The sequence below is a fragment of the Actinoplanes sp. NPDC023936 genome, from assembly GCF_040639325.1.
GTDB lineage: Bacteria > Actinomycetota > Actinomycetes > Mycobacteriales > Micromonosporaceae > Actinoplanes.
Genome location: NZ_JBEZZR010000027.1, coordinates 1 through 12,600, shown reverse-complemented (window position 1 = coordinate 12,600; position 12,600 = coordinate 1). Strand labels below are relative to the sequence as shown.

Genomic DNA, 12,600 nt, shown 5'->3' with positions numbered 1-12,600 from the left:
GGCCCTGAGCGCTACGCATTGCATCGATGTCAATACGTGAAGTGACATCAGATGCGGAGATGAAGGGGTTGTGCGTGGGAAAAAGTCTCGCCAAGCTAGCCACCGTAATCGTCGGCGTCTTCTTGCTGCTTATGGCCTCACTGGCCGTGCCAGCCAGTCTGGCATCTGCGGCAGTAACCACCGAGCCCGTCGCGATCGCCACTGGACGCGATGGCGATAAACGCGTTCTCCACGTCGGTGGCGACGGTAGAAGCAACAGCTCACCTATCGTTATGGCTGCATATGTTCCGAACACTGATGCGACATCGACCCGACAGCGATGGGTCATGGAGCGAGTCACCGGCTCCGGGATGCCGCCGTTCGCCTACCGAATCAAAAACCCGGCAAGCGGCAAGTGCCTAAATGCAGCCGGGGCAACACCGACCAACAGAGCTGCGATCATCATTTACACCTGCAACGGCACACTGAGCGCCACCAACGAAATTTGGTGGATGGACTCAGATCCGTATCCCGAAGGCGTGCACATCCGCAACAAGCGCGACAATCGCTGTGCGGACATTACCGGAGGCAGCACGGCGAACAACACGCCTCTGGTGAACTTCAACTGCAACGAATCACAAAGCGCATGGAATCAATTGTTCCAGGTTCGGACAGGAAGCTTCAATTGTACAGAACGCTCCTCGGACTGGAACGTATCCGGTTTGTGCATTCTGCCGCAATCAACCTCGGGTGTAATGGGAATCTGGTTCAATGTGCCGTCGACGATCGCGTACAGGGATCCCAGCACCTACGTTCTTAGTAATGAACTGCGCAGCCGAATCAATGTCGACGTAATCAATGCGAGTAACGGCTACAGCGGTGAGGTTCAAATGGGGTGGCGTGCGGTGCGGGCGCCAACATCGGCTGGCGCAGTCAGCTACAACGCCTACTGGCAGGAGCTTGGTCAAAACGTGGAGGAATACCACGCCTTGCCATTCGTGGATCCGGTCGGCAGTCCCAATGGATCGAACGTCGCAGACGGTGCTCAGCACACCTACATGATGATGGCATCGTCCACGGCCGGTCAGTGGGACCTGTTCTACGACTTTAACTACGTCGCGACGACCAAACGGCAGTCAGGCGGCCGCGCCGATTTTGTCACCACCGGCCTCCAGAGCCGCTACATCGATGCGCTCACCCAGTCCCAGCCGTATGAGTTCCGCGTCCAGACGACGAATGCGGCCGGAGTTTGGGTCAAACCCGACCTGGCGCAGACGGCGCTGGGCAATAACAAGGAATGCGGCATGTTCCCGATCTGGGAGGACTTCTCCAGCGGCGCTGGCAACAACCAGCCGCCTTGGTGTCTTACCACGGCCCGTACCCAGACCGAAGCGAAGACGACTGTCGAGACTACCAAGATCAGTAAGCCCACCACTGCGGTATCACTCCTCGACCAGAGCCCAGCTACGAACTTCCTTCCCCGCAGCGGCGTTGTGAACGGCGTCGACCAGGCGCTGTTGTCGCGCTGCCTGGCCAGTGATCCCACCCGCTGCCTGCAAGAGGTACCCGGCCTGCAAAGCTGCGTCCAGCAGCGACTGCTCTGTTCCGTGTCGGCGGCCACCAGGCACGCAACCATCACACGGTCCGCGACCCCGACGAGCGAGACGGACGCGATCGTCGCGGCCCGTAGCCTTATCCACGGTTCTGAGCAACCTAGCGCTAAGAACTCCTCCTCGAAGCCGGAGGTGACCCGGACAACCCTCGCCGACATGGGCCTGCCGGTCCGAGCCGCCACCGGCCTCGCGCCGGACACCCCTGTCTACGCCGTTTCCGCCGACTCGCCGGCCCGTAGTTGGAACTCCGACTCGCACGCACGCTACGGCCGATGGACAGCCGTCGTGGATGCAGGCACCGGCGACGTGCTGTATGCGCGGCTTGATTCGCCGCGGTAACCGCAGATATCCCGAATACGTCTGCGATGCTCGGGATGGTTCTGTGCTGATTCCCTGCACGGAGAGAGCCTATCCCCCAGCGTCGGCCACCCCCGGTATTTCAATCCTGTCGCGCGGGAGCAACACATGCACAGCATCAGACGCCATCTTGCCTTGCTCGCAATCCTGGTCACCCTGACCGGTACGTGGAGCAGCCCAGCTGCCGCCAACGAGCCTGAGCCCGAACTGGCTTGGATCGCAACCACACCAGCCACGAGCGTGCCTTCGCCGCCGCGACGGTCAGCAGAGCAGTTGCTGACTCCCCCACGACCTAGGACTGGCGGTGAAACGGCGATGCAGCGAGCGGAACTCGCCGAGGACCTCAAGACCGAATGCCGGTCTCAACCACAAGCCACCACGCCCTCAGGATGGGTCAAAGACCGATTCCAACAGTGCTTCCTGGGCACCAGAGAGATCGGCCTCTACTCCATGCAAGACGGTACTCGCCTAGCCAAGATTGACATCGAGTACTCGCTGCTAGCCTTCAGCTACGACGGCGAACGGCGTGTCGACTACGTCTTCAGCTTCGACAACTTCGACACTGAAGGCGGAGTGCCGCTGCCCACCACGACTCTTACTGTCTCGTTTGCCGGATGCGGCACCCTGGTCAACTGCTCCACGCTCGTCCCGGCTCGGACCGAATTGGTTCCGGCCTGGAAGGTCGCAACGGATCGCACTGTCCAGTTCACCGCGCGCACACCGCAAGACACTGGTGATGGGCTTTACAAGATTAGTAGATCCCTATTCACCATGGACATCAATGTCGCTACGGCTGCACCAAACGTGCACCCGTGGTCTGAAGTTGGAATGGCTGCATCCCGTGTCCGATTCGACTCCGCCGGGGCCGCCCTCGGCGGGAAGTGGCACGGCGCCGTTTTCTCCGACTTCGTACCGACCGCAGTCTTCGACCGCCGAGCGGGCAGCGACCACGTCGAGGAAGCTACCCACATCGATCACGCTCTGCACATGCCGTCACTCACCTTCCCCAGCTTTGCTGGCAAGAGCGTCCCTGGTGAGGGCAGCCGCCCGCTGCACCGACTGATGAACGCCACGAAACAGAACGCCAATAACGCCGCCAGCAAGGCGATCTGCATCAGTATCTGGGGAACCGACTACACCAAGAACAACCGAGAGTGTGACGAGTTCCCGTTCAAAACGTCCTACGAGGGATCATCTACATCCACCAACGGCAACGCCGCGACCTGGCATGGATCAGCGCGGCCCATCTCCTCCGCCCACAACAGCAACGGCGGCAACCACCTCAAGTTGTTCTTCGGTCTGAACAGGGTCCTGGACGAAAATATGGGCACCAGCAGTGAAGGCACGCCTAGCGACCCGTTCCTAGTGACCGTCGTCAAATAGCCATGACGCTCGTCCAGCCCTAGTGGGACAATGGTGGCCGCAGATTAGACCTTGCGGCCACCACACCTCTCGGAAAGGGTATAAACGTTGCCTCTCAGAAGTTCCCATCGCATGGAGTGGCGGCCTGGCAGCGCCGTATTCTCCCTACGCGACGTCGACGCCGACGCCGGTACCGGCTACGCCGAGGCCATCCGCCAGGCCATCAGTGAAGTAGCAGCGTCCACGGGCTACGAGGTTTGGGTCAGCCGGGCACAGGACATGTTGCAGATCGCCGTCGAAGTGCAGATCTGGGACGGCGCACCGGACACCGGGCCAGCAGGCGGCGACTGGAACGGGCCGTTGACGTTTAAATTGCGATGCGCCAGCGGCGAGCTCATCCTCAGTGACACCGACGCCAGATCGCTGACAGGCATCGCCACCCCTCACGGGCCCGGCAACTACACCGTCGAGGTCTACTACGCCGGCCGTGAAGAGGCTGCCGATGAATGCCGAGCGGTGACCAGAGTCTTCATGAGCCTGCCACCCGAGGACCAATTGACTTACCTTGATGAACACGGACGCGGTATCGAGCGATATCTACTGCGCCTTTTCAACGGGAAGAAAGCACGCTGATCGAATCAGCGCTACACCTAAGATGCTTGGCCTCGACCCGGACGCCAACATCACGTACTCGTCCAGATTGCCCGTCCGACCCCGCCGCGGACGGGCCGGCCCCGTAGGCCCAGACCATCACCTCATAGCCTCCGCCGCAACCGGTACGAACGCTGAGGTGACTACTGCAGAGCGGCCAGTTCGCGGCGGATCGACTCCGGCGCCGAGCGGTGCACCGTTGTCCCCGAAGCGCTCGTGGTGGCTGAACACCCCGGCCGGTTCGGCGGCGAAGGCGTCATCGCGGTCGTTCATGGCTGCTCCCGCAGGCGTTGAGGGTTCGGGTCGGTGAGGGAGAGGTTCAGTGAGTGGCGTCGCGCATCGGTGCCCGCCCGTGGCGTGGAAATCGCCGGACCGGGGACGGCTCGCATGGCCGTGCCGTGGGGTGCAAGGCGCGATGCCTCAGATCACGACTTTGGCTGTTCGTCGTGGCCGCTGGTTGCGGCTTCGCTGTTGCCGCATCGCCCGCGGCGCCGGTGATTGCCACGGTGCTACGGGGCTTGGCGCACGTACTCGATCAGTTGGGCCGATAAGGCCTACGAACAGCGATCGCCGAGGCAGAGCCTCGGCGATTCGTAGTCTTACTGTTGGTGTCCGAGGGCCAACACTGGACGTAATCACACGGTGATCATCGTGAAGGAACTGCGCTGCGCCGTGTAGTGCCGGCCGGGGCGAGAGCGGCGCGTAAACGATCGCTGGTGAATGCCAACGTAAATAAAGTGGGCAACCTGGCGTCCGGGTTCGAGGCGCCGCCACATGGATCGGCGCTGCTTGCGGTGGGCGCGGATGCGGTCGGCGAGGTGGATCAGGGTCCGGCCGGACAACGAAATCGTGACGGGGTAAGACAGCGTGGCGAGGCTCCTGGTCGCGACCTCGGGTCCTGGTCGACAACTGTCCCACCTGGAGCCTCGCACCCATCGATCACCGGGTCTGCCAGATCCGCCCTGAGCTGCAAGATCAGCTGGAAAGGATCATCATGATCCATTATGGCGGCGAGCAGCTACAGTAGCATCTCGCGCACCGACTTTTGGGGAGATGTCTTGCCTCCGGTAGTTGCCGCCATCCTGACTTCGACGGTCATTTCCACAATCCTCGGCGCGATGCTCAAGGTGATCTTCGACCGGCGCTGGGGCCGGGAGCTGGAGAGGTTGCGGCAAGCCAACGCCCTCGAAGTCGAGGAACTGAAGCAGGAATACGCCATCGAGCTCGAGAAGTTCAAGCAGGATTCGGAGCACAAGAAAGCTTTCGAGTCGGCCCTCTTTCCGCACCGGGCGCAGGTGTATCCCGCTGTCTCGCACACGTTGTACCGGATTAAGAACGGCCTGCGGCAGGACCAGCTGCTCGTCGACTCTCAGTTGCAGATTCTGCTGCGTCAGGATCTTCAAGGGCTGACCGACTTGCTCCTCACGGACCGGTTCTACTTCCAGCGGGACGGCCTGTTCGAGCCGCTGCATGAATTCAAGAACGAATGCGCGGCGTTCCTGGGCAGCTTGCCGCTGGCGGCGCGGCGGAACAGGCAGGCCACCGACCGCCGTCAGGAGGTGGACCAGTTGGTCGTGCAATGTGACGAGAGCCTGGCCTTGGTGGCGTACGCGCTCGACAAGGCGTCGTGATGCAGACAGCCGAAGTGATCGGCCGCCTTCGTGCCGGCTTCTCGATCATCGAGGATAACGAGCGATTTCTCGATGAGCACGACATCTATCCGTTTCCTGCCGGTTGTGCCGGCCAGGCTATCGTCCAGAGCGCTGAGGACCCGTTCCGCTGGCTCGTCGAGAACGGGGTCGGCTACAGCGACGATGTGCGAACGAAGTTCATGAGATCGGCACGCCGGCATCACGGCGTCTTTTTCTCGTCCTGGTTCATCGGCTTCTTCGCTCCGTTGGCTGGAGTGAGCGAAGTGACCCCGGCGTTGCTCGCGAAATGTCTCGCGAGCGCCGGAGATCACGCGCTCGGATCGTCGTCACGGTGGCATCCTCGCGACTTCGGCCCAGTCGCTGTCGCGGTTGCTGAGGCCGCCGCGGCGTCGGCCGGTGTCCCCGGGGCCCTTCCTGCTGATGTCTTCAACGACGCGCATCAGCGCTCCGTGGCTGCGGTCGCCGAGGGTGCGGACGTGGACATCGGCAAGCGAGTCGGTTTCTGCCCCTTCGCAGAGGTGGTCGCCTTCGAGATGCTCCTGCGCGGTAGCACGTACGGCACCGCGCGGTAAGCGCCAGTGATCGATCTTCTTGGCTGATCAGGCCCCGCCCACTAACTCTAATCAAGACTTGCTAAATGGGCCTAGGGGGTAGAACCGTCCGCAAGCCGAATGCGCCCGGTGGCAATCACTGTGGTTGCGCTGGCTCTTCCCGCGCCGGCTCGGCCATCACCTCCGCGAATGCGCGACCCGTCGATCGGCCGCCTACTAATGAGGCTTCTGGGCACGGTGCGCCAGCCGTCGGCAGATCCAGGCCGGCTTGTGGTGTCCAGTCACGCGGCGAAGGCAGCCGATCTATCAGTACGAAAGGCCCCGCCCCGAGCTTTGGCAACAGGGCTGCGGCCGGACAGCAGTGCACCTGTAACGGAATCACCATGCGTCTGGGCGGTGCCAGCGGTGCCGCATCCAAGGTTCGATGAGAGAGGTACGAAGAGGCGACCGGCGAGGAGAACTCTGGCCATCACTCCAGATCCGGTGTCAGCAGACACAATCGCTACCGTGTCACCAAGGATGGCTTCACTTCCCCGGTGTCGCCAAACGGTCGGCCCCGCGCAATGATGCTCAGCGGCACGTCATCTCGATGCTCCGCGTTATCCACGCGTCCTTGGCGCCGAACGCGGAGAGCGTCGCTAGCGTCGGCGCACGCTTCAACAGGGCGCGTGTCCTCGTTGTAAGGCGCGCCGCGTCGGCCTCAACGCTGGCCGAGTGGCACCATCCACCCATGCGACTGAACCCGGGCGTCACAATGGCCCGCGCCGACGAGGTGCTAACCGCTGCCGAGACAACCTGGACGAACGCTGGCGGAGGAGGCGACTACTACAGCGACTATCACGATGCCGTCGGCGCGACCTATGAGCCTCTGCGAGAGTGTTTCGCTGAGCCGGACCTTGCCGGTGACATGCAGTCGGGCACCTATTGGCACCTCGTGGCCCTGCGTCTACCTGACATCCCACCCGCCCAACTCCTCGCCCCGGGTGTGTGGAACACACCAAATAGCACCCTTCCCGCTGAGGTCCGACGCGCCCACAACGAAGCATTCAGGCGTGAAATCGGCAATAGGCAGCGAGCCCTCGCCTCGGCGCGCGAGCAGCTCAAGGCGCTGAGCGCCCTCGCCGCACGGCCCGGCCTTCCCCTCGTGCTTGACACCAACATCCTCAACCACTGGCGACGGCCAGCTGAGATCGATTGGCCCAAGGTGCTGCGGCAGTGGGACGAACCCGCCGACGTTGCTCGCATCGTCGTGCCGCTGCGGGTCGTCGACGAACTGGACAGCCAGAAGTACGGCGACGGCCCCCTCGCCAAGCGAGCCAGCCGCGCCGTGCGAGGTCTGTACGACGTTTTCAAGGGGCGCGAGGCCGGCAAGCCGGTACCGATTGTGGCCGGCCACCGGGCAACGCTTGAAATCTGGCTCGCTGCTGACCAGCGGGATGCGGACCCGGACATGGCCATCCTGCGCTGTGCTGCCGACCTCAACCATCTACATGACGGTGGTGCCCGCGTGGTCACCGGTGATCTCGGCATGAGGCTCCGCGCCCAGAACATGGATCTGAAGGTGCGAGAGCTGCCGGACGAGTACCGCAAGCAGATCGCGGCCGCCTGACTCCTGATTCACGCAACGGCGCATCGCACAGGCCTTACCGTTACTCGGGAGGTACCGTGCGCGAATTTACTCGTGCAATCCGTTCCGATCATGTGCACGACTACTCAGGTTTCCATGGGCAGATTCAAGGTGATTCCGCCGAGGCGGAGGTAGATGGCAGCGGTGAGGGCGTCAAAATCTTCTCTGAGTGAGTGTTTGAGGGCTGTTATCCGGGCGTGCTGAACGTCCGGTGGATTTGCCGGGTTGCGGGGTTGCGGCCGAGACGGCGGATCGTGGTGTTGATCGCGGCCCAGCGGATCAGTGCCTCGGAGACCGCGGGATCACGTTCGTAGTCGCGGGCCAGAAGGCGGTGCGCGGGTCAGCTAGGTGAGGCTGCGCTCGGCAACCCATCTCTTCGGATGCACGACGAGTCCGCAATGCGCGGGAGGCTCCGGATACCCAAGTCGCGGGGTTGATGACGAAACGACGCCTGTGTATTACGATGAGCCACCCGGCCGGTATAGCTTTGACTGAGGGTTGGGTACGCGATCAAGTACTCTGACGAGATCCTGGGGAGCTATGGGTACCGATGCCGACGTCGTCCGACGCTTTGAATCGGCGCAGGATGCGCTCGTCCTGCAGGCCTCGGACCTGTCCCTAGAAACCATCGCCTCAATGGTCGACACGGAGGCAATCGACGTTCGCCCTCAGTTCCAACGCCGAGAACGATGGGATGGCGCGAAGCAGTCTGCACTGATTGAGTCTTTCCTGCTTAATATTCCGGTGCCTCCTGTGTACCTTGCGGAGGACGATTTCGGACGTTACTCCGTTATCGACGGCAAGCAGCGAATAACTGCAATTAATGAATTCATGAGGAATCGACTTTCTCTCAATTTCCTTAACCGTTTCGACGAGTTAAACGGATATCGTTTCCGCGACCTGCCGCCTTCGTTAAAGAATGCTCTACTCGTGCGCCCGTACATCAGAGCCGTAACGCTACTGCGACAATCGGATCCCGCAACGAAGTATGAGGTGTTCCATCGGCTGAATTCCGGTGGCCAGCCTTTAAATGCGCAAGAAATTCGCAACGTTATTTACCGTGGGCCATTAAATGATCTGCTAATGGAACTTGCTGACAACAGCTTTTTGAGGCGGCAGCTCAAAATTCGGGACACCCGAGCCCCTGCCTATCGAACGATGCAGGACGTGGAATATGTGCTCAGATTCTTCACACTGCGCGAATCCTGGGAGCACTTTTCTGGCGACTTCAGGCTGTCTATGGATGTCTATATGTCAGAAAATAGAGAACCTGCGGCTGGCCGTTTGTCCTTTCTAGAGGCCTCGTTCAAGCAGGCCATAGATGCGTGCGCCCGACTTTGGGGAGATAACGCTTTCAAGCGGCCAGATCGCGACTCATGGCGCGATCAAACGTTGGCTGGAATGTATGACAGCCAAATGGTTGCCGTCACTCTGCTTGGTAACCAAGCCGTTAAGAAGCTGGAAAAAAAGCCAGGCCGGGCGGATTCTGTCGTACGTAAGCTTTTTGAAGAGGACGCGGACTTCGAAGATGCAGTACGAGTGGCAACTAACACGCCTTCGAAAGTTGCGTATAGAATTGCGCGAATGACCGACGAACTCAGCGCGGCGGCGGAGCGATAGAAAATGTCTGTTGCTCGACACAATTTTATCGAAAGAGTTAGCGCTGTCGAAGATGCCCTGACCCAGCCTTTGTTGATTGATAAGAATTTGACGGATGCTGCCCATAACAATCGTGCGCGAATTCTTCGCAATGGTTTGATGGTTGTCACCTTTAGCGGCCTCGAAGACTTCATTCGGGAACGGTCCGCAGAGGTTTTGAACTTCGTCAGTAGGACATCACTTAGGTTCGATGACCTCCCGCGTGACCTAGCCGTTGCCGCGACGGTTGAAGCTATGCGAGCGGCCCACTCACGGGCATTGATGGCAAGTCGGCAAGGGGACGACCCGATCCCCATCCTGCAAGGAGCTGCAGCCGAAGTTGCTAGTACTCTTCAGGGGCCGCTTTCTATATCAAAGTATGCTCTCGGCTACGCCGGGTCCAATATCGGCGCAGAGGAGGTGAGCAACATATTGAAGACTCTTCACGCTGCAGATCCTTGGAACGAGATAACTCTCCTTGGGTCTAGAGTCGGCCTTGGCAGCACTCCATTGAGAGACGCTTACGCTCAAGGCTTAAGGCTTAGGAATCAGGCTGCTCACCGAGCCGACACAAATATTCAGCCGACTGAGCTTTTGACGTTCTGTCAGCAAGCGAAAGCTATCGCATTGGGCTTTGATCTCCTTGCGAGTCGAGCCGCTCGCCTACTGCATGATAGTACACAAAGTTTCGCGCAACAGACAAAGAATAAATTGTCGCAAGACATTTCGATTATATTTGTGGACCATGATGGTAGACACTTTGTCAGCAAGCGAGAGAATGTTGGTCGCGCCTTAAAGCGAGAGGCCGACGAGACTGCCGCATGGTTGTATGCGGTCTCCAAAGCGCGTCCGAAGTTTGAGGCGATCGTGCTGCGAAATAAAAGCGGTACGCCGACGCGGTGGGAAAGCACCGACTGCGCCTAAAAGATCAGAGATCATCTTGGCCTCCCGGTTAGCCGCGAAAAAATTGATTGCGGCCTCTACGGGTCACCCGGTTCGCTTCCGTAGGTCATTTGTGCCTCTTCCCGGAGTCGCTGAAGTTCTTCACTGGTCGCCTCCGTTCGCCATCGCTGGTAGCGACTTATGCCATTCATGAGCGGCTGAGAATAGACAGAGCTCGCAGCTAAATCACGGAGAATGATGCGGCCAGCTAGTAGGTCATCCGCCATCTCTGCCAGCATCGGACCACCATCGCCGGCTCTTAGCTTCTCAAGGCTTTCCCTGACCGTCTTCGCAAGCCGTGCATCACCTGCTATTGACTCCAGCTCACGGTCAAGCGGTGTGTCGTTCACATCAGACTCCGGGGGCAGTGTATAGAACGTCTGGGAGAGGGACATTAAGGGGGGCGCCGCCTTGGTTGGCGAGGTCCACGCCTAGGCCAAAAGAGGCGAAGATAGTTGTCAGCGCGGTATTGATGATCAGGTTGGCTTTGTTGATAAGATTGATCATGTCTTTGACGATAAAAGCCACTGCGACATAGCCGCCAGCTCCAGCGACCGCACCGACTCCGGTCGAACTGAAAGCGATGCTGGCACCGCCGACTATGCCGGCAAGGACTGCCTTATCACCCAAGGCCTGAAGTATGTTGCCGAGCGCATTTGCTACGTGATAGGCGCCGGATGCCGCTTTGTGATACTCCTGACCAGCCTCGAAGAGTGCCATCTGTTGACCACTTGCTGCCGAAGCAAATGACGTGAAGTAGTTGTAGGCAGCATCATTGGCGTTGCCATCCCAGTCCGAGTCCAGGAATTCCATGCCTTGTTGGATGTTGACGCCTATCTGTTGCATGCACTCAGCGAGGTTGTACAGCGCGTCACCGAACTTGTAGATGGAAGCCCAGTCGCCGCCGACCCACTCCGTGAAGTAGCCGATCACATCGGTTCCGGTGAGCGCTTCAATAGCGGAATTTATCCACGCCGTCGGGGAGGCATAGTTGAAGATGTCGCCAGGGTTCATGACGACTCTGGCAATATTTTCGTCGGGCTCGCCGGGCAATTGAAGAAAAACGGTAGGGTCGTCCATCCCCGTACCAATCGCTAGCCTTGGAAAGCGATCGGTCGTGGCGCTGCCGGGTACGAATCATCAATTTCGGCCGCCGACCGGGAATCCGTCGCTTCGTAAGATGCGGCCGCGTTGCTCAGGCTTTCGCCAGAAGCGGTAGCGATCGCGGATACCCGAGTCAGCATCTCGTTCAACCGGTCAACATAGTTCGGGTGCTGGCGCCAGACAAAGCCGAAGAACCCGAGCTCGTAGGCTGTCAAATTCCCGCACTGGTTGACGTAACCCCTCGCGACCTCAGCAACCTTACTCAACTCATGCATTTGCGAGGCGTATAGCCGAATCGACTCAGGCTCCACTCGAAAGGTCATGAGTAGATCCGATCGACGGCGACGGCGGTTCCGATCATCACCGCAACGCCGGCGGCTGCGAAGAGGCCACATCGCCGCCACAGCATCGCCAGCCGTTGCTGATCAGACGTCCGGTGCAGGTTCACGGCGTCGACGACGGCCGGCACGAAGGCGAAGCCTGCTAAAACCGTCCCCAGCACGGTCGGCCACGGCACGCTGTCTCCGCCGACGACGGTGATGACGCCTCCGAGGATCATCAAGAAGTAGAGGAATGCAAAGAACAGCGCGAACTTTCCGACGAGTCGTTGAAACTCGATCTTCGCTTCTGCCGCTGAGTTCACAACGCTCCTCCGATAGTCAGGTGTCACCTGGACATCTATATCAACGCTCGTCGCTGGAATCCGGTTCAAGTGGCTCCTGTCAAGCAAGCGACAAGATCGATTGATGCCCGTAACGAGTGGATCGCCGCAACAGAGCGAGTTCGAGAGTCCCCGGAACCCTAGGTTCGAGCATTGGCGGCACCGCCGGCAAACACCGAGATTCTCCAAGGCGTAGGAAGCCAGGCGCATGTTGGGCCTCAGCTACCTGGCGCGCAGTGCGCAGCTCTGGGGTCGGGGGTTCTTAGCCCTTCACAGAACCGAGGTTGGGACGCGAAGAGGTCTCAGGACGTCCCAGCTAAGAGGGTTCATGCTGCATCGAGTCGTTGACAGTCCGGAACCTGTCAAGCCAACTGAGACAGTTTGTTGATTTTGTTTAGCTTTCTGCTGCTGGCTGCATGGTCACCGGCGGGTCGGTGGACTGGTCCGCGTCGTGGTTGTCGGG

The 12,600-nt window shown here is 60.0% G+C and carries 10 protein-coding genes and 2 pseudogenes; 8 read left to right on the top strand and 4 right to left on the bottom strand.

What is annotated here, in order from left to right; genetic code table 11:
* The first annotated feature begins 26 nt into the window (after positions 1–26).
* The 3 genes from AB0F72_RS28640 to AB0F72_RS28630 all read left to right on the top strand — a co-directional run bounded on the left by AB0F72_RS28640 (position 27) and on the right by AB0F72_RS28630 (position 3,944).
* Positions 27–1,931, top strand: a complete 1,905-nt coding sequence (locus tag AB0F72_RS28640; protein ID WP_360437152.1) for an RICIN domain-containing protein — start codon at positions 27–29, stop codon at positions 1,929–1,931.
* Positions 1,932–2,057: 126 nt separating this feature from the next.
* A complete protein-coding gene (locus AB0F72_RS28635; protein WP_360437149.1) occupies positions 2,058–3,332 on the top strand; it encodes a hypothetical protein in 1,275 nt (424 codons plus the stop codon).
* A gap of 111 nt (positions 3,333–3,443) precedes the next feature.
* Positions 3,444–3,944, top strand: a complete 501-nt coding sequence (locus tag AB0F72_RS28630; RefSeq protein WP_360437146.1) for a hypothetical protein — start codon at positions 3,444–3,446, stop codon at positions 3,942–3,944.
* A 764-nt stretch (positions 3,945–4,708) separates the two neighbouring features.
* On the opposite strand, the pseudogene AB0F72_RS28625 reads toward AB0F72_RS28630, so the two are convergent.
* Positions 4,709–4,828, bottom strand: a pseudogene (locus AB0F72_RS28625) (IS5/IS1182 family transposase); the annotation flags it as partial.
* Positions 4,829–4,966: 138 nt separating this feature from the next.
* Here AB0F72_RS28625 and AB0F72_RS28620 point away from each other — a divergent pair.
* The 3 genes from AB0F72_RS28620 to AB0F72_RS28610 all read left to right on the top strand — a co-directional run bounded on the left by AB0F72_RS28620 (position 4,967) and on the right by AB0F72_RS28610 (position 7,774).
* A complete protein-coding gene (locus tag AB0F72_RS28620) occupies positions 4,967–5,593 on the top strand; it encodes a hypothetical protein (RefSeq protein ID WP_360437143.1) in 627 nt (208 codons plus the stop codon).
* The gene (locus AB0F72_RS28615; RefSeq protein WP_360437140.1) at positions 5,593–6,186 is read left to right on the top strand and encodes a hypothetical protein; all 594 of its coding nucleotides are present in this window, start codon (positions 5,593–5,595) and stop codon (positions 6,184–6,186) included. The genes AB0F72_RS28620 and AB0F72_RS28615 overlap by 1 nt, the downstream gene beginning before the upstream one ends.
* A gap of 709 nt (positions 6,187–6,895) precedes the next feature.
* Positions 6,896–7,774 carry a PIN domain-containing protein gene (locus tag AB0F72_RS28610; protein WP_360437137.1) on the top strand — a complete coding sequence of 293 codons (879 nt, stop codon included), beginning with the start codon at positions 6,896–6,898 and terminating at the stop codon, positions 7,772–7,774.
* A 205-nt stretch (positions 7,775–7,979) separates the two neighbouring features.
* Here AB0F72_RS28610 and AB0F72_RS28605 read toward each other — a convergent pair.
* Positions 7,980–8,172 (bottom strand): annotated as a pseudogene (locus AB0F72_RS28605) (hypothetical protein); the annotation flags it as partial.
* Between the two features lie 160 nt (positions 8,173–8,332).
* On the opposite strand from AB0F72_RS28605, the gene AB0F72_RS28600 reads away from it, so the two are divergent.
* Both AB0F72_RS28600 and AB0F72_RS28595 read left to right on the top strand, forming a co-directional pair.
* Entirely contained in the window at positions 8,333–9,412 is a 1,080-nt protein-coding gene (locus AB0F72_RS28600) for a DUF262 domain-containing protein (RefSeq protein ID WP_360437134.1), read from the top strand.
* Positions 9,413–9,415: 3 nt separating this feature from the next.
* Positions 9,416–10,354 (top strand): hypothetical protein, encoded by a 939-nt coding sequence (locus tag AB0F72_RS28595; RefSeq protein WP_360437131.1) that lies wholly within the window; start codon positions 9,416–9,418, stop codon positions 10,352–10,354.
* 369 nt (positions 10,355–10,723) lie between these two features.
* Here the strand turns inward: AB0F72_RS28595 and AB0F72_RS28590 are convergent, their stop codons facing one another.
* Positions 10,724–11,452: a hypothetical protein gene (locus AB0F72_RS28590; protein ID WP_360437128.1), complete on the bottom strand. Its 729-nt coding sequence runs from the start codon at positions 11,450–11,452 to the stop codon at positions 10,724–10,726.
* A gap of 343 nt (positions 11,453–11,795) precedes the next feature.
* Positions 11,796–12,146 (bottom strand): hypothetical protein, encoded by a 351-nt coding sequence (locus tag AB0F72_RS28585; RefSeq protein ID WP_360437125.1) that lies wholly within the window; start codon positions 12,144–12,146, stop codon positions 11,796–11,798.
* Between the last annotated feature and the right edge of the window lie 454 nt (positions 12,147–12,600).

Coding starts and splice junctions, on each gene's coding strand:
- AB0F72_RS28595 (WP_360437131.1), top strand. CDS start 9,416: ATGTCTGTTGCTCGACACAATTTTATCGAAAGAGTTAGCGCTGTCGAA.
- AB0F72_RS28610 (WP_360437137.1), top strand. CDS start 6,896: ATGCGACTGAACCCGGGCGTCACAATGGCCCGCGCCGACGAGGTGCTA.
- AB0F72_RS28615 (WP_360437140.1), top strand. CDS start 5,593: ATGCAGACAGCCGAAGTGATCGGCCGCCTTCGTGCCGGCTTCTCGATC.
- AB0F72_RS28620 (WP_360437143.1), top strand. CDS start 4,967: ATGGCGGCGAGCAGCTACAGTAGCATCTCGCGCACCGACTTTTGGGGA.
- AB0F72_RS28630 (WP_360437146.1), top strand. CDS start 3,444: ATGGAGTGGCGGCCTGGCAGCGCCGTATTCTCCCTACGCGACGTCGAC.
- AB0F72_RS28640 (WP_360437152.1), top strand. CDS start 27: ATGTCAATACGTGAAGTGACATCAGATGCGGAGATGAAGGGGTTGTGC.
- AB0F72_RS28590 (WP_360437128.1), bottom strand. CDS start 11,452: ATGGACGACCCTACCGTTTTTCTTCAATTGCCCGGCGAGCCCGACGAA.
- AB0F72_RS28600 (WP_360437134.1), top strand. CDS start 8,333: ATGGGTACCGATGCCGACGTCGTCCGACGCTTTGAATCGGCGCAGGAT.
- AB0F72_RS28635 (WP_360437149.1), top strand. CDS start 2,058: ATGCACAGCATCAGACGCCATCTTGCCTTGCTCGCAATCCTGGTCACC.